Source organism: Planctellipticum variicoloris (assembly GCF_030622045.1).
GTDB lineage: Bacteria > Planctomycetota > Planctomycetia > Planctomycetales > Planctomycetaceae > Planctellipticum > Planctellipticum variicoloris.
The window spans coordinates 5090227-5112291 of the sequence record NZ_CP130886.1 but is presented as its reverse complement, the minus strand read 5'-3'; the positions used below and the strand labels follow the sequence as shown (position 1 = coordinate 5112291).

16 protein-coding genes are annotated in these 22065 nt (G+C 63.6%); 5 read left to right on the top strand and 11 right to left on the bottom strand.

The window, feature by feature from the left end; all coding sequences use genetic code 11:
• Positions 1 to 252: 252 nt before the first annotated feature.
• Positions 253 to 2847, top strand: coding sequence for a protein-disulfide reductase DsbD family protein (locus SH412_RS19865; protein ID WP_336519759.1), 2595 nt, complete (start codon positions 253 to 255; stop codon positions 2845 to 2847).
• A 465-nt stretch (positions 2848 to 3312) separates the two neighbouring features.
• Here the strand turns inward: SH412_RS19865 and dprA are convergent, their stop codons facing one another.
• From dprA to SH412_RS19810, 11 genes are all read right to left on the bottom strand, one after another.
• A complete protein-coding gene (dprA, locus tag SH412_RS19860; protein WP_336519758.1) occupies positions 3313 to 4446 on the bottom strand; it encodes a DNA-processing protein DprA in 1134 nt (377 codons plus the stop codon).
• A 443-nt stretch (positions 4447 to 4889) separates the two neighbouring features.
• The gene (locus tag SH412_RS19855) at positions 4890 to 5711 is read right to left on the bottom strand and encodes an OmpA/MotB family protein (RefSeq protein WP_336519757.1); all 822 of its coding nucleotides are present in this window, start codon (positions 5709 to 5711) and stop codon (positions 4890 to 4892) included.
• 664 nt (positions 5712 to 6375) lie between these two features.
• The gene (locus tag SH412_RS19850) at positions 6376 to 7785 is read right to left on the bottom strand and encodes a hypothetical protein (RefSeq protein ID WP_336519756.1); all 1410 of its coding nucleotides are present in this window, start codon (positions 7783 to 7785) and stop codon (positions 6376 to 6378) included.
• A 475-nt stretch (positions 7786 to 8260) separates the two neighbouring features.
• On the bottom strand, positions 8261 to 9559 hold the full coding sequence (locus SH412_RS19845) for a Gfo/Idh/MocA family protein (protein WP_336519755.1): 1299 nt from the start codon (positions 9557 to 9559) through the stop codon (positions 8261 to 8263).
• Positions 9560 to 9678: 119 nt separating this feature from the next.
• Positions 9679 to 10248: a hypothetical protein gene (locus SH412_RS19840; protein ID WP_336519754.1), complete on the bottom strand. Its 570-nt coding sequence runs from the start codon at positions 10246 to 10248 to the stop codon at positions 9679 to 9681.
• Between the two features lie 3 nt (positions 10249 to 10251).
• Positions 10252 to 10593: a hypothetical protein gene (locus SH412_RS19835; RefSeq protein WP_336519753.1), complete on the bottom strand. Its 342-nt coding sequence runs from the start codon at positions 10591 to 10593 to the stop codon at positions 10252 to 10254.
• Complete coding sequence (locus tag SH412_RS19830; RefSeq protein WP_336519752.1) at positions 10590 to 11417, bottom strand: TIGR04255 family protein; 828 nt, start codon at positions 11415 to 11417, stop codon at positions 10590 to 10592. Before SH412_RS19830 ends, SH412_RS19835 begins: the two co-directional genes overlap by 4 nt.
• A 139-nt stretch (positions 11418 to 11556) precedes the next feature.
• Positions 11557 to 13026, bottom strand: a complete 1470-nt coding sequence (locus tag SH412_RS19825; RefSeq protein WP_336519751.1) for an MFS transporter — start codon at positions 13024 to 13026, stop codon at positions 11557 to 11559.
• Positions 13027 to 13395: 369 nt separating this feature from the next.
• On the bottom strand, positions 13396 to 13968 hold the full coding sequence (locus SH412_RS19820; RefSeq protein WP_336519750.1) for a peroxiredoxin family protein: 573 nt from the start codon (positions 13966 to 13968) through the stop codon (positions 13396 to 13398).
• A gap of 104 nt (positions 13969 to 14072) precedes the next feature.
• The gene (locus tag SH412_RS19815; RefSeq protein ID WP_336519749.1) at positions 14073 to 14831 is read right to left on the bottom strand and encodes a DUF1223 domain-containing protein; all 759 of its coding nucleotides are present in this window, start codon (positions 14829 to 14831) and stop codon (positions 14073 to 14075) included.
• 255 nt (positions 14832 to 15086) lie between these two features.
• Positions 15087 to 15782, bottom strand: a complete 696-nt coding sequence (locus tag SH412_RS19810; RefSeq protein ID WP_336519748.1) for a hypothetical protein — start codon at positions 15780 to 15782, stop codon at positions 15087 to 15089.
• Between the two features lie 379 nt (positions 15783 to 16161).
• Between SH412_RS19810 and SH412_RS19805 the strand changes: the two genes are divergently transcribed.
• From SH412_RS19805 to SH412_RS19790, 4 genes are all read left to right on the top strand, one after another.
• Complete coding sequence (locus tag SH412_RS19805) at positions 16162 to 16983, top strand: type III pantothenate kinase (RefSeq protein WP_336519747.1); 822 nt, start codon at positions 16162 to 16164, stop codon at positions 16981 to 16983.
• Positions 16976 to 18133, top strand: coding sequence for a GTPase (locus SH412_RS19800; RefSeq protein ID WP_336519746.1), 1158 nt, complete (start codon positions 16976 to 16978; stop codon positions 18131 to 18133). The genes SH412_RS19805 and SH412_RS19800 overlap by 8 nt, the downstream gene beginning before the upstream one ends.
• A gap of 315 nt (positions 18134 to 18448) precedes the next feature.
• Positions 18449 to 21517 (top strand): LPS assembly protein LptD, encoded by a 3069-nt coding sequence (gene lptD / locus SH412_RS19795; RefSeq protein WP_336519745.1) that lies wholly within the window; start codon positions 18449 to 18451, stop codon positions 21515 to 21517.
• A gap of 110 nt (positions 21518 to 21627) precedes the next feature.
• Positions 21628 to 22065, top strand: a complete 438-nt coding sequence (locus SH412_RS19790; RefSeq protein ID WP_336519744.1) for a diacylglycerol kinase — start codon at positions 21628 to 21630, stop codon at positions 22063 to 22065.

Sequence of the window (22065 nt, the reverse complement as noted above, 5' to 3'; positions counted from 1 at the left end):
TAAGCGACTGGCGTGTTGCGGGTTGCGGCGGATTCCGGAGGGAATCGGGGCCTGCGTCTGGTAAGAAAGGTCCGCTTCTGTGATCTGACTCACTGTTGTAACATGCGGGGTGAGCGAATATTGGGATCGAGAACGCGTTGAGGGGCGGAGGCGGTCTGCGGAGATCGTCCGTCCGACGTAGAATGAACAGGGAAGGGTCCGGTCGCGCACAGCGATCTCGGGCATTCCGGGCCGAAGTTCGAAAGTGACGCCATGCCTGCGATCCGCAGTCTCCGTGGGATTCTCTGCACTGTCTGCCTGGTGCTCATTTCCAGCATGACGCTGGCGCAGGATTTTGATCTGGGCAATCTTTCGCTGCAGCCGCGCGGCAAGAAGAGCCGGGCCAAGCCTGAGTTTACCGTGACGCTGACTCCGACCGAAGCGAAAGCGGGGGAGACGGTGACGCTGGGGGTGCGGGTCAAGCTGCCGCCGGATTACTACATCTACGGCACGGACGGAGATTTTGGGGGCAAGACGGTCATCAAGACCGAGGAAACGGGGCTCGAAGCGATCGACGCCGCGTTCGTGCCGGACCATCCCGCCAAGACGGCGTTCGAGCCGCTGTTCGGCACCGATGTCTCCAAGTTTTTCGACGAAGTCACGTGGTCGCGCAAGTACCGGGTGTTGGCCGGCGTCACCGAGGCGAAAGTAAAAGGGACGCTGGAGGGGCAGTATTGCAGTTCGGGCGAGGGGGGGATGTGCGTGCCGATCCGGCCACCGTTCGCCTTCAGCCAGACGGTCGCCGTCGTCGGCGGGGCTTCCGCTCCGACAGCGACGCCCTCGGCGGCGCCGTTGCATTATTCGTTCGTGGAACGCCCGACCAAAGCGAAGGCCAAGGACAATCCGACCGAGTTTGCGATCGCGCTGACTCCGGCCAACCCGAAGGTCGGGGAGATTGTGACTCTGGCGATCACGGCACGGCTTGACGAGGGCTGGCACACGTTCGGACTGGACCACGTTGGAGCGGGCGGGACGCCGACCGAGATCTTTGTGGACAACCTGCGCGGACTGAAAGCGGTCGACGAGGCGTTTCAGCCCTCGACACCGTCGGCAGTTCATGAAGAAGCGGGACTGACGCTGAAGATTCACGAGAAGGCGGTGACCTGGAGTCGGAAGTACGAGGTCACCGATCCCGCCAACTACGGTCTGTCGGGCGAAATCGCCTGGCAAACGTGTATCGAAGGTCGCTGCCTGCCGGTCCGGACGTTTGCGTTCGCGTTGCCGCACGCGGTGGATTTGTACGTTGCGCAGCGTGCGCCAATGCTCTCAAAACCGCCGCGGGAAGCGATAGCGGATCCGATCCAGCCGGGCGAAGCGCCGGCGGCGGCCGCTCCCGTCACCGAGCCGGTCCGTCAGGGGCAACCGCAGGATAAGGGACTGCTGCCGTTCATTCTGACGGCGATCGGCTTCGGATTCGTCTCGCTGCTGACGCCGTGCGTGTTCCCGATGGTCCCGATCACCGTCAGCTTCTTTCTGAAGCAGAGCGAGAAGCAGCACTCCAGTCCGGTGTTGCTGGCACTGGTTTACGGCGGGACGATCATTTTGACGTTCACGATCATCGGCGTCGGCGTGGCGGCGGTGTTCGGGGCGTCGCAGCTCAACGCCCTGGCGAACGGGTTCTGGGTCAACGCGTTCATCGGCACGGTGTTTGTCGTGTTCGGCTTGAACATGCTGGGGATGTATGAGATCCGGGTTCCGTCGTCGCTGCTGACCATGACGGCTACCCGCGAATCGGCCGGCGGCTACCTGGGGGCGATCTTCATGGCGCTCACCTTCACGCTGACCAGCTTCACCTGCACGTTCGCCTTTGCCGGCTCGCTGCTGGTGGCGGCGGCGCAGGGGGAAATTTTCTGGCCGGTGGTGGGGATGGCGGCGTTCGGGTCCGCGTTCGCGTCGCCGTTCATCGTGCTGGCGCTGCTGCCGCGGCTGCTGAAGGGGCTGCCGAAGAGCGGCGGCTGGATGAATACGGTCAAGGTGGTGATGGGGCTGATTGAGATCGGGGCGGCGGTGAAGTTCTTCAGCGTCGCGGACCCAGCGCAAGTCTTCTTCGACCACACGATCGTGCTGCTGGTCTGGCTGATTCTGGCGGTGGTGACGGGGCTGTATCTGCTGGGGCTGTTCCGGCTGCCGCACGATACGCCGGTGGAGAAGATCTCCGTATTCCGGCTGGTGACGGCGATGAGCTTTCTCGGGCTGACGGGTCTGCTGTCGCTGGTCGTGTTCGCTCCGCAGGTGGGAGGGGGGGGCGCCATCCGAAATCTGATCGTGGCGTTTGCGCCGCCGAATCTGCACCAGGAAGATACGGACAACGTGCCGGGGCCGGAGATCACGCACCACGGGCTGACGTTCGGGCTGAATCTGAATCAGATGATTCCCTACGCCCAGGAAAAGCAGCTTCCGCTGTTCATCGACTTCACGGGGATCAACTGCGTGAACTGCCGGCAGATGGAGCACCTGATGGCCCAGCCCGAATGGCGCGACCGCCTCCGTAAATTCGCCGGGGTGCAGCTCTACGTCGATACGGACTCGATTCCCAAGATCCCTGATATCGAGGTGGGACGCAGAATCCGCGAACAGAATCTCAAGTTCCAGGAGGAATGGTTCGGCGATGTCACGATGCCCGCCTATGCCGTCGTGTCGCCGGACGGGAAAAAGGTCTTCGCAACTTACGAAGGAGCAGAAACCGCTCGCACGGCTGGTACATTCGTGAAGTTCCTCGACTACGGATACTCCCAGTGGCAGCAGTGGGACAGGCAGCAGGCGCAGAAGCCGGCTCCGAAGCCGGCGGATGTGGCCACGGTGCCGTGAGAGGTGCTGCGCGCGTTGAGAACCGGGCAATGCCCCGTTGACCGCGTCACAGGCTTCGATCGCAGAAATTCGCAGAGGGTCCGCGCTGCTGGCGATCACGATGAACACCGGGCATCGTCACCACCACTCCTCCCCAGCCCCTCGACCGCCACCAGCTTCACCAGCTCCCGCACAACATCGCCGCTCGTAACCATTTGCGATCTCCAGTGTTAAAGTAAGCTTCTCATCCAGCATTCTTCCCTCGTTCCCAGGCTCTGCCTGGGAATGCCTCTTCCGAGGCTCCGCCTCGTCTTCCCTCGGACGGATACCAGTCAGAAAGTGGGCGCAGAGCGTCCAAGACCAGCCTTCCCGGGCGGGAGCCTGGGAACGAGGAAATCCAGACGCGCCGCCGAGCGGGAAACGCTTCCATCGGCGGACGACGACGTCCGCCGTGCGCAGATGGCGGCTTCCGCACAATTCGCCACGCTATCGCCTGACGATCTGCCCGCCGGGCAGCCGCTGAACCAGCCGGCGCATTTCCAGCACCGTCAACGTCGAAAGCACCCGCGAAGCCTCCAGAGCCGACGCCCGCAGAACGGCGTCCACCGGCTGGGCTTCGCTGGAGATCAGATTCAGCACCGACCGTTCCAGCTCATTGAGAACCAGTTCCTGCGGATGATGGACCGTCTCCTCGGCCGAGACCGCCACCGGCCTCGTCAGCGGGCCGAGTGCTGCCAGGACGTCGTCGACGCCGCGAATCAATGTGGCGCCGTCGCGAATGAGATCCAGGCACCCCAGGCAGGCCTCGTGATCGATCCGCCCCGGCACCGCGAAAACTTCGCGATTCTGCTCCATCGCATGCCGGGCGGTATGCAGCGCCCCGCTCGAGCGGGGCGCCTCGACGACAATCACCCCCATGCTCAGCCCGGAAATGATCCGGTTCCGTTGAGGAAACAACCCGGCGATCGGCGCCTGCAGCATCGGAGATTCCGACAGCAGCGCACCGGAGTGCGTGATGTCGATGGCCAGCTCGGCGTGCTCGGGCGGGTAAATCGTCCCCAGCCCCGTCGCGCACACGGCGAGCGTCCGGCCCCCGGCGTCGAGCGCCCCCTGATGCGCAGCGCCGTCGATCCCCCGCGCCAGGCCGCTGACGATCGTGATCCCGGCCCGGGCCAGCCCGCCGGCGAGGCGCTCGGCTTGCTGCCGCCCGTAGGGGGTACAATGCCGGGAGCCGACGATGCCGATCGCAAGTTCATCGGCAGGCCGCCAATCCCCCCGGCAATACAGCACGCCGGGAGGGTCGGGAATGCGATCCAGCGGCGGCGGATAGCCATGGCGTCCGCGAAGCAAAAGTCTCGCTCCGGCGGCCCGGCAACGCTCCCACTCGGCGCGGGCTGCCGCGGGGGTTCCCTCGGCGACGATCGCCATCGCCAGCTTCGGTCCGACGCCCGAAACCTCGCGGAGCTGCGCAATCGACGCTTCCAGAACCGCCCCCGGCGAACCGAACCGATCCACCAGCAACTGATACATCCGCGAGCCGATGCCCGGCACGAGCGTCAGTCGAAGAGCGTCAACGACATCGGACGCCAGGTCGTCAGGTGCAGCCGCGAAGTCGGTCATCGCACGCAACCCGCATGGGACAGGCGGACGAAACAGAACCACGGAACACAGTGTACGCCTACATGGATATCGCCCGCCAGCCCTGGCTTCGCCCGTGTGCGTCGTGCCACGGAATTGGAGGGAGCAGATTGCGGAGCGATTGGGGGGGGGCTTCTCGTTCCCAGGCGGAGCCTGGGAATGCCGTCTTCGGACGCTCCGCGTCCTCCTGATACCCTGTTCCTGCGCAGCAGACGAGGCGGAGCCTCGGAAGAAGGCGTTCCCAGGCGGGAGCCTGGGAACGAGGAAACAAACGTGGCCCCGACAACGCAAAAGCACAGGGCCAAAAAGAACCGACCGCCTGGTTGCGGGGGGTTGGCAACCGGACGGTCGGCGGGCAGGGCTGCGGATCACAGCCTGCTTGCTGCAGGTCTCCTCATCCGCGCGGCGGATGAAGAAACGTGGTTCTAACGTGTCGAGTGGGCCGCCGGATCCCAGCCGGCGACGACCGCGTCGGGAGCGAGGACGAAGATCTCCACCCGACGATTCTTCTGACGATTGGCGTCGTTCGTGTTCGGTGCGACCGGCTGGAACATGCCATACCCGGCGGCGCCCATCCGCTTCTCGTCGATGCCGGACTTCTTCAACGCCAGCACGACCGAATCGGCCCGGTCCGTCGACAGGTGCCAGTTCGTCGGATGTCTGGCCCGCGTCGTCGACTTTGAAATCGGCTTGTCGTCGGTGTGCCCCACGACCAGGACGTTCAGGTGACTGGCGTCCGCGTGATTCATGATCTGAGCGAACTCCTGCAGCACCCGCATGGCGTCCGGTCGGACCTGATCGCTCCCCAGTTCGAACAACAGGTCCGTATGGAACTTGCTGACGCCGGTCCGCGGGTCGAACTCGAACTCCGGGTACTTCTGCCGCAACTCTTCCAGCTTGCGGGTCATATCGTCGGACAGCGGATTGTTGCCCCGGTTGGCGCTCACCAGCATGTCCTGCACCCGCTGCTCCAACTGATTGTTGGAAGACGCCAGGTTGTTCAACCGCTGGTTCGCCAGGTCGAGGTTCTGCTTGAGCGCGGCATTCTCCTGCTGGAGCTGCCCCACATTCCCGCCGAACCCGTCGCGCTGCATCGACAGCGCCCGGTTCTGAGCCCAGAGCTGCTGATTCCGCAATTGAGCCTGCGTCAGGTACTGATTCCGGCGAGCCCCGCAGCAGCAACCCACCTGGGCCACTGCCAGCAGGCTGACAACGCTCCAGAGGCACATCCGTGTGCAAAGAGCCATCGAGAACTCCTTGGGCGAACCGCTGCTCCGACGCCAGACCATCCCGGAGCTGAGTCCGAAACAGAACGGCGACGTGCAAACCCCGCTATCGAGGCGTTGGCCCGCAATCGGTCGAGTAATAGGCGACGAGAGAGACTGACATGAAAACTGACGCTGCCCGCCCGCAGCCTTCGCGGCCCGACCAATGTTCCCGCACAGGTCCGGCCAGCCGGGGCAGACGGGGCGAGTTATAAGTACGCCCGAGACGGTCGCCAAGGGGAACTTGAGCGAAATTTCGCGGGAGCGCGCGAAACTTCCGTTTCACAGCCCCCTCCCAACACCCACCGGCAATTCCTGCCGAGCCGCCGGGGGCGGCGGCGCTGCCGACTCAGAGTTGGGTTGGACGTGGATAGCTGATTCGGCGGCGATGGAATGCCGCTTCGGCCCCGTGAAACTTGCGTTTCACGGAACACACGCCGGCGTTCAGAGCGATCCCTGGCAGCGACGCGGGATGACCAACCCGATCGGCGAGTGCTCTGTCAGGGCCGTGTCTTCGGGGGCTCCAAGAGTGCGAACAGGGAATAGGGAATAGCCAGAGGTGTCGAATTCGTTTCGTCTTTTTCTGGCTATTCGCTATTCCCTACTCGCTAATCCCTCGACCCGAAATCGAAGCCGTGACAGAGCGTTAGTTGCCCAGCATGCCGCCGACGGTTCCCGCGAGTCCCGAGTACGTCTGGCCGCCGGCAAACACCGACTGCAGCAGGTCGGCGCCCATCACCGTGGCCAGGATCAGCGCCACGGTCGACACGCCGAGCAGCGCGAACGTGCCGCCCCCCCACTCGACCTCGCGCGCCGGCAGCTTCATCCCGTAGTTGCCGGCGACGAACTCGGCATGGCTGGCGCCGCTGGCCAGATCGTCGTCGAAGTCCTCGTCGTCGGCCCCGAAGACTTCCAGGTCTTCCAGCTCATCGTCTTCGCCAAGCACATCCTCGGCGACTTCGATCTCATCAATGTCGTCGTCGTCGAGCTCAACCGCGGAGCCCGCTTCGCCCGACATCTCTTCGTCGTCGAACATGATGACGCTGGTGTCGCCGGTCCGGCCGCCGCCGCCCAGCGACGGAATTTTATACGTGTCGTCATCGTCGAGCAGCGGAACTTCAACATCGGTTCCGCCCGAGGCATCTTCTTTCAAAGAGAACATGGCCGAGGTCGCGCCGAATTCGTCATCGGAGGCGTCCGACATTGCGAGGTCGGGCAGCGTCGGAGCATTGGAGCCGCCCGACAGTTTGAAGCTGCTGTCGCCCCCCAGACGCAGGCCGCTGTCGCCCGCCAGGAATTTCGACGAGCCTTCCAGCGAAATCCCGCTGTCCGCCGGCCTGCGCGTGCCGATCCCGCTGTCGCCGGCGAGGCGAATGCCGCTGTCGCCGGGGAGCGTGATGCTGTCGTCGTCATCAAACAGCGACCCGCTCGAAACCAACGAAATCCCGCTGTCGCCGGCGGTGGAATCGACCAGTTTGACGTCGCTGTCGCTGCCGGCGGTCAGTCGCACATCGCTGTCGGAATCGATGAGTTCGACTTCGCTCGAGGAGTCTCCGGAGCCAATCAGTTTGACATCGCTGTCGCTGCGCGGAGCGATATGGCTCAAGTCTTCCCCGACCAGCCGGATGTCGCTGTCCGATCCGGGACCGGACATGACGGGCAGATCGGCGCTGCTGCCGCTGAGCCGGCTGCTGGGATCGCCCAGGACCAGCCGGACGTCGCTGTCGGAAGCCGGTTTCGATCCTTTGCGGACAATTGTTTCGGATTCGTTGACGCCCTCGTCCTCATCGAAGACTGACGACGCGAATTCCTGCAGCGGGGGATTCCCCATCAAGGTTTCCGCTTCGTCCTCGTCATCAAGCAGCGGCACTTCCGGGCTCGAATCGGTCTGCCGCCGACGCTTCAGTTCGGCGACGTCTTCGGACTTGAATTTCCAGGTCCCACGGTCGGCAAAGCCCCGCACCTCTCCCCGTTCGCGACTGCGAATCAATTCGTCGGTGGTGACGCCCAGAACGGAGGCGGCTTCTTCGAGGCTGAGGTACTTTTTGGCGACCATGAAATCAACACTCCGCCGTGGCGATGAGCAGGATGCCGTGCTGCATAAAACCGGCCGCCGCAATCCATTGCCGCGGAAACGACTGGTAACGACGGCTCCGCCGAGGGGCGAGACTCCCCCGCCTCCCTAGATCGACAACTGCCCTGAGCAGGTTGCGTCGGGACGCGGCTCTCGCGCGGGATCGGTCCGGAAACTCCTCCGCAGCCCGCATGATCGTTGCTGCTGGCGGCTTCCGGAAACTTCTCCCAGCTCGAATTCTACGGGTGGCGCGGCGCGCCCGGCAAGACTTTCCCGTGTCGGAACCTCAGAAACCGCCAGCATTTGGCCCTGGCGAGGCCGATCGTGCCGGCCGGCCGAAGCTGTCCGAACCTGCTCATTTCCAGTTGTGTCGGCCAAGTGCGGGAAAGATCAGATGCCGCTGATGGTAAGTCTCAGCGGCATCTGCAGTTGCAACGGAGCATCCTGCCGCGGCCGGTCAGACCTTCGGTTCCCAGCCCGGACGGTATTCGCGCTCCCACAGCTTGGCGGCTTCGGCGTCGCCGGTGATCTGGTGTGTTTCCGGATCGAGGCTGATCACCCGGCCGGTCTTGTAGGAGATATTGGCCACGTGGCACAGCAGGGTGCTCTTCTGGCCGATCTCAATTTCCGAGTTCGGCGTTTTGCCGCTGCGGATGCACTCGAGGAAGTTGCCGACGTGGTCGAGGTCGTTCCCCTTGCCGGGGGCCTTGCTGATTTCTTTGCCGGAGAAGTCGTAAATCGTGTGGCCGCCTGAGGCTTCGACGTGCATCGAGCCTTCGCTGCCGTAGAAATTGACGAAACCGTTCTTGTCCGGGCGGCGGGGATGGCAACTGCTCCCTTCCCAGGTGCAGCCCTTATTGCCGAAGTGGAAGACGGCCGTGGCCGTGTCGGGAGTCTCCTGATCGTCGTCGAAGTGGTAGCGTCCGCCGAAGAAGCTGACCTTCGTCGGGTATTCGACGCCGAGTCCCCAGCGGGCGATGTCGAGGGTGTGGATGCCGTTGTTGGCCATCTCGCCGCCGCCCCAGTGCCAGCGCCAGTGCCAGTTGTAATGGACGAGGTTGTCGACGTAGGGACGTTCGGGGGCCGGTCCCTGCCAGAGGGAATAATCGAGCGTCTCCGGGACCGGAGCGGGTTTGCCGTGGCCGATGGTGGTGCGGGCGCTGTCGTACCAGCAGCGGGCATACAGGATGTCGCCGATCGCGCCGTCTTTCAGTTTGGCGATCGTGTCGATCATGGCGGGGTAGCTGCGGCGCTGGTTCCCCATCTGGACCGTCCGCTTGTACTTGCGGGCGGCGGCGACCATCAGTTCCCCTTCGCGGGCGTTGTGGCTGCCCGGCTTCTCGACGTAGACGTGCTTGTTGGCGGCACAGGCGAGGATTGTCGCGGGGGCGTGCCAGTGGTTGCAGGTCGCGATGAAGACGGCGTCGAGCTTGGGGTCGTCGAGCAGGCGGCGGAAGTCCTGGACCGGCGTCGGAGCCGGCGCCCCCTTGGCCTCGATCGTCTTCATGCCCCGTTCGAGGCGGAGCTGGTCGACGTCGCAGACGTAGCTGAGCTTGGCCTTGCCTCCTTTGAGGAGGGTGTCGACGTGAGCCATGCCGCGCCCCAGGCCGATGACGCCGACATTGAGGGCATCCGACGGAGCGTCCTGAGCGACGGCGCCGCCGACAAACAGGCTGGGGGCAATGAGGCCGGCGGCGGCGAGGGTGGAAGACTTGAGGAACTCCCGGCGGTCCGGGGCGGGATACGGGGCAGACATCGGGCAGGCTCCTGCGAATGAGCGGCGGCGGACATCCATCAACGAGGATGGATGTCAGTGTAACCGGAGGCTCAGCGAGAAGGGACTGTGTCGGCCAGAATTTGCCGGGGACCTCTCGCTCAAGGTCTGAGATTCTTCAACTTCTCAGGAGCAATTCCAGATGGGAGACCGACTCGCATGAAGAATCGGGCGAAACTCTGTGCAAGGTGTTCTTTGTAGGGTGGACACAAGCGGAGCCTGGGAACCTTAGTTGCGGCGAATTCTTTGACCTGCGGTGTCGATGCTGCATAAATCTCGTGAAAGTCGACGATCGACACCGGGAGCTGACAGTCGTCGTGAACAAGGTCGTTCAACAGGTGATAGCCAGGAATATTGCCACGACTGAGATCGCTTGGAATGTTTCGACCTCCCCAGTGTTGTTCGCCGCGGGACAATGCCGCCGCGACGAAATCTCGCAGCGCTACGACGGGGCAGAGGACGACGCTGCGGGCCTTGCCATGCTCCAGATCGCAACTCTGCGTCATCACCACAACGTCCAAGACCTGCAATTCGACGTCGTAGTCCGATCCGTCGGGGCCAAAGGAGCGCGACAGATCCGGAATCTCAAAGTCTCGCAGGATGTCTCCCTGCTCGAGGCTGCTATCTCGAACGATGCGATACCAGGGATACTCTGCTGCGAGATCGACCACGATTCAGTCATCCTCACCGGGCGCGATCGGATTGGCAGTCCATGGCGTGCGGCTGCGGACGTGGAGCCTGACGTGACGGGTTGGTTTGCGCGAGATCAAGACGAAGATCGAAAGTTCGGAAATGGGCTCGGAGACGCTTCGGGGTAAAGCAGTCAACGCATCGGGCTCTACCTCTATCGGAATCAAAAACCTGGCCTGCATTGTCGTGGCACTGGCAGACCGATGAATCGATTCCGCTTTTGCCAATTGACTTCCAGACCGTGCAGGGCCAACTGCCCATTCGTCGGTTTCCCATGACGCGTTGGCGAGTTTGTAATTGAGCTCAGGCAGTGTCGCGATCGTCATGCTTTCCGCTTCCAATGCTTCCGCTGGACCACATCGGTCGTTATGTCGGTAAAGCCACGAACAATCCACTCACGAGCCAAGTCGATCCATGCCGCTATTGCCTCGGTTTGGCGGTCCAATGGCATGCCGCGTGCCGTGAGTTCACACAACAAAACAGGGGCGTCATCGGTCCGGCGTACGGCCTGACGAACCGAGACATGAAGGCGTCCATGATCTCGGGGCAGAGCAAATGATGCTTTCCACGCAATCGCCTCCGGAACCGGCAAGAAACGAGCGTTACTGTCCCAGCGGAAATCTCGGAAGACCTCCGACACTCCTACAGCCGGTTGCCACCCCTCTCCTGCTTCAATGTGATTGATGTAGGTGACTTCCAGTTGATTGACTTCGGGAGGTGCGAGTTCCTGATGCCCGCAGAATTCGAACAGACGACTCCAGCTTGACAAGAATCGCTGTCGCACAGCGGGGAACCGGGGGTACTGCTGATCGCCCGAAGATCTTCGCCAGTTTTGCAGAAATCGGTCTGGCTGAAGCTGCAAGAGCCAAGTACTCGTCGCGTCAATAAAGAACATTCGAGGCAGTGGCGGAACCGCAGCGACCTCAACCTGGCTCAGTTCTGTCGCTGAACGAAAATTGGTACGTTCCACGACTGGCGCCAACGGCGCGGCCACTTCGACGGCCGGATACTCCCGTCGGATTTCCTGCCAGAACAGTCCCAGATGCGTCGGCAGAAATCCGGCAATCGGCGCGAACTGAGCCCCGATCACCACCTCAATGACAGGCGGTAGTTCGTATTCAGGCAAGGGCTCAACGGCCAATGGGGACATCGGTAGCTGACCTTTCCCGGATGAATCTGAACTGGCGCACCCCTTCCTGTCGGAGTTTAGTCAGCCGCAAGCTGACCGTAAAGTCCGAAGTCGTGATGGCAGACGTCCCGCATCTCCCTCACTGTGGGCCGACTTTCGTCTACTCGTCCCCGAAGTGCTTCGGCTCCGGCAGGAAGAATGACAAAATGAAGTTCATCGCAAACAGCGTCGTTGCGATGCCTGCGGCGACGTACGCGAACTTGGCTGCGGGCGATCCGCCGGGCACGAAGCTCATCCCGGCGACCAGCGGCGTCAGTGCGGCGAACGAAGTTCCGATCATCCGGCCGCCGATGTTGGCGGCAAAGCTTTCACCGGTGCCGCGCAGGTGCATCGGGTAGGCGTGCGGGAGGTAGTTGCCCCAGAAACTGAACTGGGCGACGGTGAAGAAGCCGGCGAAGAAAATGGCGATCCCCAGCGTCGAGACGCTGAAGTTGTGCATGCCGGGGATCATGCTGATGTCCATCGTGAAGAACGTGGATTCCTGGCCGCCTGCGAACGCCAGGAAAATCAACGGCATCGCAATCAGGCCCGGTCCGACGAAGACCCGCAGCAGCGTGCGGCGGCTGGCGAACCAGACGACGATGATCGCCAGCGCGAATCGGCCCACCAGACCGCCGACTTCCTGAGCTTTCGTGTATTCGGCGGCCTTCTGCTGAATCGTGACGCCCGCAATTTTCTTCTGGGCATCGGCCGGTTTGCCTGCGGACTTCTCTTTGATTTCCGCCTGCACCGCATTGATGCCCGGCACGATCTGGGGAATCTGCTGAATGGCGCCGAAGGCGACGCCGTAGCTGCAGGCAAACATCAGCGTGGTCACAATCGTGGTGCCGCGCAAGTCCTTCGAAAACAGTTCGGCGATGCTCGGCCGGCGGAGCGTCCCCGCCGCCTTCTTCTGCGCCCACTTCGGAGACTCGGGGAGAAACGGCCGGATGATGATCAGGGGAATCGCGGGAATCAGGCCGGACATGAGCGTGTAGCGCCAAGCCGCATGGGCGTCTTTCACAACGCCCAGATTCAGGAACTCCGGCAGAACGATGCCCGGGAGCTTTGCGGAGTACATGATCATCAGGCTGTTGGCGATGGCGACCAGGAGTCCGCCGATTGACGAGAATGCCTGGGTGTATCCCAGAACCTTCTCTCGCTGCTTCGGATCATCGAACAACTCCGCCAGCCAGGCCACCGCGGCGACGAACTCAATGCAGACGCCGATAAACGTGGTTGTTCGGAAAAACAGGAGCATCCCCAGGCTGGTCGAATACCCGGCCGCAAAGGCCGAGAACGCATAGAGCAGGATGCTCCAGGTCAGGACGCGCCGTCGGCCGAGGCGGTCGGTCAGATAGCCGCCCAGCAGGCCGAAGATGCCGCCGGCAAAGGCCGGGACATAGAACATCAGGCCGAGCCACCGTGCAAACTCCGGGGTCCCGGGAGCAATCCCTCCCAGTTCGGCGAGCGCCGGCCGGAGGATCAGCGGCAGCATGAGGAGTTCGTAGATGTCGAACGCGAATCCGATTGCCGCGATGACGCAGATCAGCCACTGGGCGGCGCTCAGACGGGCGGGGGCGGCAGGCATGCCGGGCTCCTGGGGGTGGATTGCGGGCGGGATCGTTCGGCGGCGACTCCCTGGCCGCTCGCGATTTCGATTTCCTGCACCCATCCGTGCGCAGCAATCAATGCCTCGCGAGCGTTCCCAGAGCAGTCCGAAGGAGTGTAAGCCTCCGCCCGACCGAACGGAAGCGACCACATCCTCAGGCCCCGAAATCCGCGGCACGAAAACCGAGAGACGTTTCAGGCAGAAAGCTGCAAACACCGGATCGCGGACAGGTTGACACGATGACGGGCATGGGGGATTTTCGCGTTCTTCCCTCCACTGTGTGTTCATCGTGACCGGGGCATCGCGAAGACGCTCCTGCCCCCGGCCACCCGATGCCCCGCGACCGTTCTACTTTGTCGTCAACGCCTTCAAGACTTCGTCGACATTCGCCCGGCCGCCGTGGGTCTGGCTGATCAGCGCGTACGTGATCTTGCCGTCCGGCTGAATTACGAACGTCGAGGGGTAGGCGGTCTCCCGCGGGGCGTCCCAGCGCAGGCGATAGGCGTTGGTGAACTTGTAGTCGAGGTCGAGCAGCAGGGTCGCGTTCCCCGGCAGCTTGCGGTCCCCGAGAAACTCACCGGCCTTCGCCGCAAGGTTCCGCATCGGCCCCGGATACACAAACACAACGCTTGCTCCGGCGGCCTCGAAGTCCTTCGCCTTGCCCAGAAACTGACCAACCTGCGCGTTGCAGGCCGGACACTGGTAGCCTGGAAAACCGCGCAGGACGATGAGGACGACTGGCCCCTTCTCCAGAAGTTTCTTCAGTTCGACGGACTCTTTGCCCGTGGACTTGAGGGTGAAATTGGGAGCGGTCTCGCCGACGGCCGGCGGCTTGTCGGCCGCGATGGCTGATGAAGCGACGCAGGCGGTCAGCGTCAGACAAAGCCAGGTGCGACGGGAAAGAACGGATGTGCGAGGCATGGCGAGACTCCTGCGGGGCACGGGATACGGGCGGCATCGGTCCCCGACGAACGGCGTTCGCGGGGGACACGACCGCCGGAAAGACAAGGTCCGCGGAGCGGACCCTACGGGGCTGGTTTCTTCAGCGGGACGGCGGTTGCGGCGACGATGCGGAACGTCGAGCGACTCTGCAGGTAGCCGATGCATGTGGCTTCCGTCGGGTCGAGATCTTCGGGGATCGCAACCTTCCAGGTTCCTTGCGCGACGCCTTTGGGTTCGGCGACCACCTGGAACTTCCGCACGACGGCGACATGCTGCAGTTTTCGATTTTTGTTTTCGCCCGCTTTGACGTCGTTTTCCGCAGCCGACTGCGTAATGGCAAGATTCAGAAACAGCGGTTTCGTGTCGGCCCGGGTGGCGTATTTGAGCGTCAATGATTTGCTGTCGGAGGCCAGTTCGGGAATCAGCGTCAGGCGCAGCACGGCGGGCGACTGCAACGCCTCGTCGACCGCGGTGTCGACCTCCGCTTTGCGGGATCCGACAAACTGGCGCGTGCCGTTGACGATCGTCTGAGGTGTGTAGACGTCGTCGACCTTGAGCTTGTGCATGTAGCCGAGCTGCCGCTGCGTAAACGCGTTGTCGGCGAATTCGTCCTTCCAGCCCAGATTGTCCCAGTAGTCGACGTGGAAGCCGACGCAGTAAATCGGTTCTCCTTCGCGGCCCCGCCGGGCGAGATCGGCGAAGACCTTGTCCGCAGGGGGGCAACTGCTGCAGCCTTCGGAGGTGAAGAGTTCGACAACCGCGAAACCGCGGGCCGGTTCGGCGGCCTGACCGTCGAGACCAGCCAGCAGGAAGAGGGGAAGGCCGAACAGGCAGCGTGGCATGGCATGCGGCTCCGTGGCGGAACGTCGACGACTCTCGTGCAAGAGTAGCCGCGGACCGGCACAGGGCTCTGTGGGTTGACTCACACTGGATTGCAGTTTTTCAAAGGGACCGTCGGCGCCGGCCGGACGTCCGAGGCGATCGAGGCGATCGAGAGGGGGCCGCGGCTGCAACCGTCGACCACTGCCAACCCAAAAGAGAGCCGGCCTCGCAGTTGCGAGGCCGGCTCTGAAGTTCGAATCTGTCGAATCGCCGAGTTACAGCGACTCGGGCTCCTTGGGGGTATCGTTCTTGTCTTCGACCGTAGCAGCTTCTTCCTTCTTGGCGGGCTGTTCTTCCTTGGCCTTCGCCATGTCGTCGAGCTTCTTCTGCAGGTCGGCGAGGGACTGCTTCAGCGTGTTGTTCTCGGCCTGCAGCTTGGCGGCGGCTTCCTGCGCCTGAGTTGCGGCTGCGTTGGACTTCGCGGCGGCTTCCTGTGCGGTCTTCGCGTCGGCGACCGCGGTGTCGGCCGTCGCCTTGCTGGCGGCGGCTTCGTCTTTGGCCTGCTTGGCGGCCTTTTTCGCGTTGGCGGCCTGCTTGGCCGACTCGTCGGCATTGGCCTTTTCGGCGGCGGCGAGCTTCGTTTGTTCTTCCGCCTGCTGCTGGCTGGCGACGGCCCTGGCCTCGGCTTCGTCAGCCCGCTTGAGAGCGGCGGCTTTGTCGTCCTTTGCAGCGACCAGTTCCTGCTTCAACTGGGCCAGTTGAGCGTGCAGTTCCTTGACCTGCGCCTCGGCCTTGTCGGCGTCGGCCGCCCGCTGCAGAGCGATGTGGTACGGGAGAATCGAGTAGCAGCAGCCCTGAGTCGGGGCGGCGACCGGCGTGGGGCAGCAATTGGCGGCGGCGCGACCGCGGCCGGCTTCGACGGAGCTGGTCAGTGCGGCGACGGCGAGCAGAGCGAGCGACAACGTCTTCATGGGGAACCTCGAATTCTCGATGACGAATGAATTTACAGGCGGGGCCCGCGGCTGACCGGCGGGCGGCTGGCAGGGCGTTCCGAGACTAGCCTAGCGTTTTTTTCGGCGATTGTCCCGCAACGGCTGAGCATCCCCCGCAGTTTGCGGAGCACGAAAACTCGATGCCTGCTTCGAGCCCGCGCCAGTCGTCACAGACCTGTTTTTCCGCACAATCAGACCGTCCGTTCCAGCTCTCGGCCTGTTCGGGCAGACCCCGCTGCCGGGCGGACCGCTGTATTGTGATTTCCGATCCTGTTAGAACGTCTGAGGGCGGGAGACGCCCGTCAGAGACTTTTTCAGCCTTCAGCAGCAGATCTTGACCGTGATGGAAAGTGGCGTCGTGAGCGACCCCCTGGAGCCGGACCGGCCGCTCGTCGCGATTGATGTGGGGAACACCCGTATCAAGCTGGGCCTCTTTGAGCGCCGGGCGGACCGCCGCTGGCCGGAGTGCCGGGAATTTACGGCGATCCCTCGTTCCGGTTCCGTTCCCTGGAACCTGCTCGCTCGCTGGGCCGGGGGGGAGATGCTCCCCACGGTGATCGGCGGTTCTCACCCGGCGATCATCGAGCAGTTGCAGCGGGATTGGGCCAACCAGCGCTGGCCGGCTCCGCTGGTGATCCGGAACTTCACGAGTCTTCCGATCGACGTCGATGTCGACGTTCCCGAACGAGTCGGACTGGACCGGCTGCTGAATGCGGTCGCAGTGAATGAGTTCCGGCCGGCCGGAACTTCGGCGGTGATCGTCGACGCCGGAACGGCCATCAATATCGACGTGGTCAATCCTGCGGGGGCCTTCGCGGGAGGAGCTATTCTGCCGGGTCTGGCGCTGGGCGCCCGCGCGCTGCATGAATACACGGCCCTCCTGCCGTGGCTGGGGCCGGAAGAACTGCGCGGCGACGCGCCTGCGGCCATCGGCCGGAATACTCGGGCAGCCATGCAAAGCGGGCTGCGGTGGGGCTTTGCCGGGGCGGTCCGCGAACTGGTCCAACGGATGACTGCCGAGACAGGATTGGCGCACTCTCCCTGTCTGGTCCTCACAGGGGGCGACGGGGGGCTGTTGACGGAGATGTTCCCCGAGGCGCGTTACTTCCCGTCGCTGGCGATGCACGGGCTGGCGCTGTGCGCCTGGCATCGGAACGAGGAGCGAGCCTCTGATGTCTGAACCGGTCAGTTCGGTCGCGGTCCTGACTCCCGTCGGGCGCGGCGCAGTCGCGACAGTCCGCTGGTGCGGTCCCGCTGACGTTCTTGACGAGGCGGCGCGCGGACTGTTCCGAGCCGCCAGCGGGCAATCGCTGACTGCTCAGCCGTTGCATCGCATCGTTTACGGTCAATGGGGGACGGTAGCCGTTGAGGATGTCGTAGTCTGCCGGACGGCTGAGGAGGAACTGGAGGTCCACTGTCACGGCGGCGTTGCGGCCGTGCGGCGGATCGTGGGCGATCTGGTGGCCGCAGGCGGGCGGGAAGTCTCGTGGCAGGTGCAGCAGTCGCAGCGAACCAGCGGCCTGGAGGCCGAATTGCAGATGGCATTGTCGCGGACCTCGACGCGGCGGACCGTGGAGTTTCTCCTGGAACAGCTCACGGGGGGCTTGCTGGCGTCGGCCAGGGGCTGGCGCAGGCTGAGCTGGGGCAACGACGAACGCCGCCAGGCGGCCGAGGCAATCGCTGAAATGCTTCGCTGGGAATGCTTTGGTCGGCATCTGGCGGAGCCGTGGCGGATTGTGCTGACCGGGCGGCCGAACGTGGGGAAGTCGAGTCTGATCAATGCGCTGCTCGGCTATCAGCGGGCGATCGTGTTCGATCAACCGGGAACGACCCGCGACGTCGTCACCGGCGAGACTGCCTTTGAGGGCTGGCCGGTAGTCCTCGCGGATACGGCGGGATTACGGGAGGCTGACGAACAACTCGAAGCGGTCGGTGTGGCGCGGGCGCGCGAGGCGGTTGCGGGGGCCGATCTGGTGCTCGTGCTGATCGACGTCAGTCAGCCGGCGACGCCCGCGGATCTCGAATTGCTGGCGGGACATCCCGATGCCGTGATCGTCGCGCACAAGTCCGATCTGCCCGATCGCTGGGGAGAGTTCCGGCCGGCGGGGGCACTTCCTGTTTCGTCGGTGACGGGCGAAGGGGTGCAGGAGCTGCAGCGGCGATTGATGGTGCGACTGATTCCGCAGACGCCACGACCGGGGGCCGCCATTCCGGTGACTGGGCGACAGGTCCGACTGCTGACGGCGATGTTGACTGCGTTGCGGCAGCCGACGGCCGACGCATGGCTGGCGGCACTTGAGGCGTTCTGGTCCGGGGGGGAGTTCGCGTGAAACGCGGGCGACAATTCTTCGGGTTCGCGTTTCCCGGCGAGGTCGTTTCACACCGCCTCGGCGATCGCCTCTGCGATCGCCTCTGCGAAGGCTGACAGACGAAACTCGGTAATGCGCGTAACCGACGACACCGTGGAGGGTTATCGCGTTTTTTGCGGGTCGGTAAGCCAAATTGACACCTTGGCGAATCGACACCTATAATCCGCCCCCCTCGACAATGGGCGGAATCTGCCGCTCGCGGGGCTGGAACGGGGAACGGACTCCCATCGCCAGCTCCGGTCGACGTCGATAGCCACGTCCGCTGCAGGAGTCCCCGTGACGGGGCGCAGATCTTACCTGCGAACGATCGGGCTGATGCTGGCCGGCGCCATGCTTATGGCGGCGGTTGTGGCATTCGTCCGCACGCCCCTGCAGGGAGACACCGCCGATCCGGGACTGATGTCGCCGATCACCGTGGAAGCGGAATGGTCGCAGGAGTGGCAGGAGGGCGACGCTTATATCGGCATCTTCCGGGGTCGATGTCGAGTGATTCAGGGGAGCACAGTCTTTGCCGCGCGACAGATGGTGATCTGGTCGCGGCAGGCCGAGACGCCCGCGGGGGTTGAAGACCGCCTGTCGGTTTATCTTGAGGACGACGTGCAGGTCACGAGCGACCTGGGGAACCGGACGGAGTCTTCGCTGCTGGTCGAGCTGACCACGAATCGGGGCGTGTCGCTGACGTCGACCGGTCGGATCACCGACCACACGGGAGATCAGGAGCCGCTCTACCAGCGGGCCGTCGCCCGCCAGGAGCGGGGCACGCGGGCCAGGCTGATTCAGACTCAGCTTACGGTCGACCCGCTGGCGCCGATCAATCCGGCCCCGGAGAACCTGTTCCTGCCTCAGCCTCAGGACAACCTGCGTCGCATCCGAGTTTTTTCGCGCAGCGCGGTGCCCTACAACATCGAAAGCCGGCAGCTCACTTCGACGACGCCTCCCGAGCAGGTGGTAGTGATCACGGGGGGGGTGAATTTTCTGATTGACGGCCTGGATGCCGAACTTCCCAGCGGCGCCCTGTCGGGGCTGCAGGGGATGGGGATGGAGAAGATTGGAACTGTCGATCTGTCGGCGGATCGAGTCGTCGTCTTCACCGACGCATTCGGACCGTCGGACTTCTCGCCTGACATGGTTCAACCGCGCGATGCCAAGTATCAGATTTACCTGGAGGGGAACATCGTTGTGCGGCAGGGGAACAACGTGATCCGGGCCGATCGGGCGTTCTTCGACGCACGCGAGTACCGGGCGCTGATTCTTAACGCCGATCTGCGGTCCGAACTGCCGGAGTTCGGGGCGATGCTGCGAATCCGGGCCGAACGGTTGCAGCAACTGTCGCAGGACAATTTCCACGCTCAGAACGCCTGGGTCTCGACCAGTCAGTACGGCAAGCCGGGCTATCGGCTGCAGTCGACGGACGTGTTTCTGGAGCAACGGGACTGGTCGCCGTGGGGCAATCAGCGGCCGCCGGAATACGATCCGATTACCGGCGAGCCGATCGCGGAGCGGCATCCGTGGGTGACGACGCTGAATTCGACGTTTCTGGTGGACGAGGTGCCGCTGTTCTATTCGCCGTATGCCAGCGCGCCCGCGGAAGATCCGAATATTCCGTTGCAGGGATTCAACTTCAGCGAGGACAGGATTTTCGGGACACAGGTCCGGACGAGCTGGGATGCGTTTCAGCTTTTCGGCATGCAACGTCCGCAGAACGTCAAATGGGGTCTGCAGCTCGACTACCTGAGCCGGCGCGGTCCGGTGGTGGGGACCAACGGCAACTACCGCGGGCTCGATCCGTTCGGGAACGAGTTTCTCGGGAACGGACTGGCGACGTACGTCAATGACGGCGGGACGGACAATCTGGGCCTGGGACGGCGCGACCTGCGGCCGCCCGATCCGAACCGCGGCCGGCTGCACTGGCAGCATCAGCACTACTTCAGCAACAACCTGCTGTTCCAAGGGGAGGCGGGGTACGTCAGCGACCGGAACTATCTCGAACAGTACTTCGAGAACGAGTTCGACCGGGGCAAGGACCAGGAGACGCTCGGTTATCTGAAGCAGCAGGGGGATGCCTGGGCGTGGTCGCTGCTGGCGCGACCTCAGGTCAATCAGTTCGAGAACAATACGCAGTGGATGCCGCGCGGGGACATTTACGGGCTGGGCGAGCCGCTGCTAGGCGGGCTGCTGAACTGGTCATCGCACTCGATGCTCGGCTACGCACAGCTCAACCAGGCGAAACCGCCGACCGATCCGCAGGATATTTTCACGCCGTTGCCGTACTACGTGGATGCGGAGGGGATGGTGGCGACGTCCCGGCACGAGCTCGAGATGCCGCTGGATCTCGGGGCGCTCAACCTGACGCCTTATGCGATGGGCGAGGCGGCGTACTGGAGCGACGGCTTCACGTCGCAGTCGATTGACCGCCTGTATGGACGGGCGGGGGTGCGGGCCAACATCATGTTCACCCGCATTTATCCGCTGGTGCAGAACTCGTTGTTCAATCTGAACGGCCTGGCGCACAAGGTGAGCTTCGACGCGGACTATTCGTTTGCCGATTCGAGTCGGGATCTGTCGACGATTCCGCAGTGGAACGAGTTTGACGACGACGCGCAGGAACGGTTCCGTCAGCGACTGGTCGACAACACGTTCGGCGGCGTGCTTCCGGGGCAGCTCGATCCGCGGTTTTACGCCGTCCGGTCGGGGGCGGGGACCAGCGTAACGGCGCCTTACAGCGAGCTGGTCGACAGCCAGCAGGTGTTGCGATTCGGCTGGAGCCACCGGCTGCAGACGAAGGTGGGGCCGCCCGATCGGCAGCGGATCAAAGACTGGCTGACGTTCGATCAATACGTGTCGTATTTTCCGAACGCCGGTCGCGACAACTTCGACGAAGACTTCGGTTTGTTCAGCACGCGGTTGCGATGGGCCGTGGGGGACCGGACGACAGTGGTCGCCAACAGTCTGTTCGACTTCTTCGATACCGGTCAGCAACTCTGGAATCTGGGGGTACAGTCGCAACGCAGCCTGCGAGGCAGCGTGTATCTGGGGCTGCGACAGATCAAGGCCGGACCGTCGCTCGACAGTCAGATTCTGACCGCCAGCTACAGCTATGCGATGAGCCCCAAGTGGGTGTCGACAGCGACGACGGCGTATGACCTGGGAGAAGGTCGGAATCGGGGGCAGGCGCTGTCGATCACTCGGGTCGGGGCGGATTTCCTGATTCACTGCGGTCTGAACTACGACGCCAGCAAGAACAACGTGGGGGTGATGCTGTCCCTGGAACCGCGTCTGGGTTCGAAAAACCAGCTCAGTTCGCCGCAACTCGGCTCGCTGCTGGGGACGGGAATGGGGAACTGACCTGCGAGGCCGCGGTGCGGGCATCGAGGGTCGCAGAAAAGCGACGTACTGGACTGCTGCGGGCGCCGCCCGCGCGATTGAGACTTGGAACAGTCATCGGGGACTTTGCCGTGTCCGCCACTCGCAACAGCCTTCGCCAATCGGATCAGCCGGCCGGGACGAACAGCGCTCCCTGGCCGGTCCGTTCGCGCCGTCCCTCCTGGCGGCAGCATCTGGTCGATGCGGAACATGGTCTGAGGGAAGGACTGCAGCGTGACAGCACTCTGTGCATTCATCTGTTCCTGGACTGTGTAATTCTGGTCGTGTGCGGCGTGTTCGGCCTGGCCGCGTGGCAATGGGTGGCGCTGTCGCTGGCGCTGACCGGCATGCTGGTGGCGGAGTTTTTCCATCATGCGCTGCGGGTGATGGCCTCGCTGATTCCGGATCAGCGCGCCGGGGCGCACGTGCAGCGTCTCGGAACCGCCGGAGCGCTGGTTGCCGCCGTCGGAGGGCTGGCGACGATCCTGCTGCTGCTGGCGGATCGGGCGCACGAACTGTTTGGACGTTAG

Coding starts and splice junctions, on each gene's coding strand:
- SH412_RS19820 (WP_336519750.1), bottom strand. CDS start 13,968: ATGCCTCGCACATCCGTTCTTTCCCGTCGCACCTGGCTTTGTCTGACG.
- SH412_RS19845 (WP_336519755.1), bottom strand. CDS start 9,559: ATGTCTGCCCCGTATCCCGCCCCGGACCGCCGGGAGTTCCTCAAGTCT.
- SH412_RS19830 (WP_336519752.1), bottom strand. CDS start 11,417: ATGTCCCCATTGGCCGTTGAGCCCTTGCCTGAATACGAACTACCGCCT.
- SH412_RS19800 (WP_336519746.1), top strand. CDS start 16,976: ATGTCTGAACCGGTCAGTTCGGTCGCGGTCCTGACTCCCGTCGGGCGC.
- SH412_RS19835 (WP_336519753.1), bottom strand. CDS start 10,593: ATGACGATCGCGACACTGCCTGAGCTCAATTACAAACTCGCCAACGCG.
- SH412_RS19810 (WP_336519748.1), bottom strand. CDS start 15,782: ATGAAGACGTTGTCGCTCGCTCTGCTCGCCGTCGCCGCACTGACCAGC.
- SH412_RS19825 (WP_336519751.1), bottom strand. CDS start 13,026: ATGCCTGCCGCCCCCGCCCGTCTGAGCGCCGCCCAGTGGCTGATCTGC.
- SH412_RS19855 (WP_336519757.1), bottom strand. CDS start 5,711: ATGGCTCTTTGCACACGGATGTGCCTCTGGAGCGTTGTCAGCCTGCTG.
- SH412_RS19850 (WP_336519756.1), bottom strand. CDS start 7,785: ATGGTCGCCAAAAAGTACCTCAGCCTCGAAGAAGCCGCCTCCGTTCTG.
- SH412_RS19815 (WP_336519749.1), bottom strand. CDS start 14,831: ATGCCACGCTGCCTGTTCGGCCTTCCCCTCTTCCTGCTGGCTGGTCTC.
- SH412_RS19865 (WP_336519759.1), top strand. CDS start 253: ATGCCTGCGATCCGCAGTCTCCGTGGGATTCTCTGCACTGTCTGCCTG.
- dprA (WP_336519758.1), bottom strand. CDS start 4,446: ATGACCGACTTCGCGGCTGCACCTGACGACCTGGCGTCCGATGTCGTT.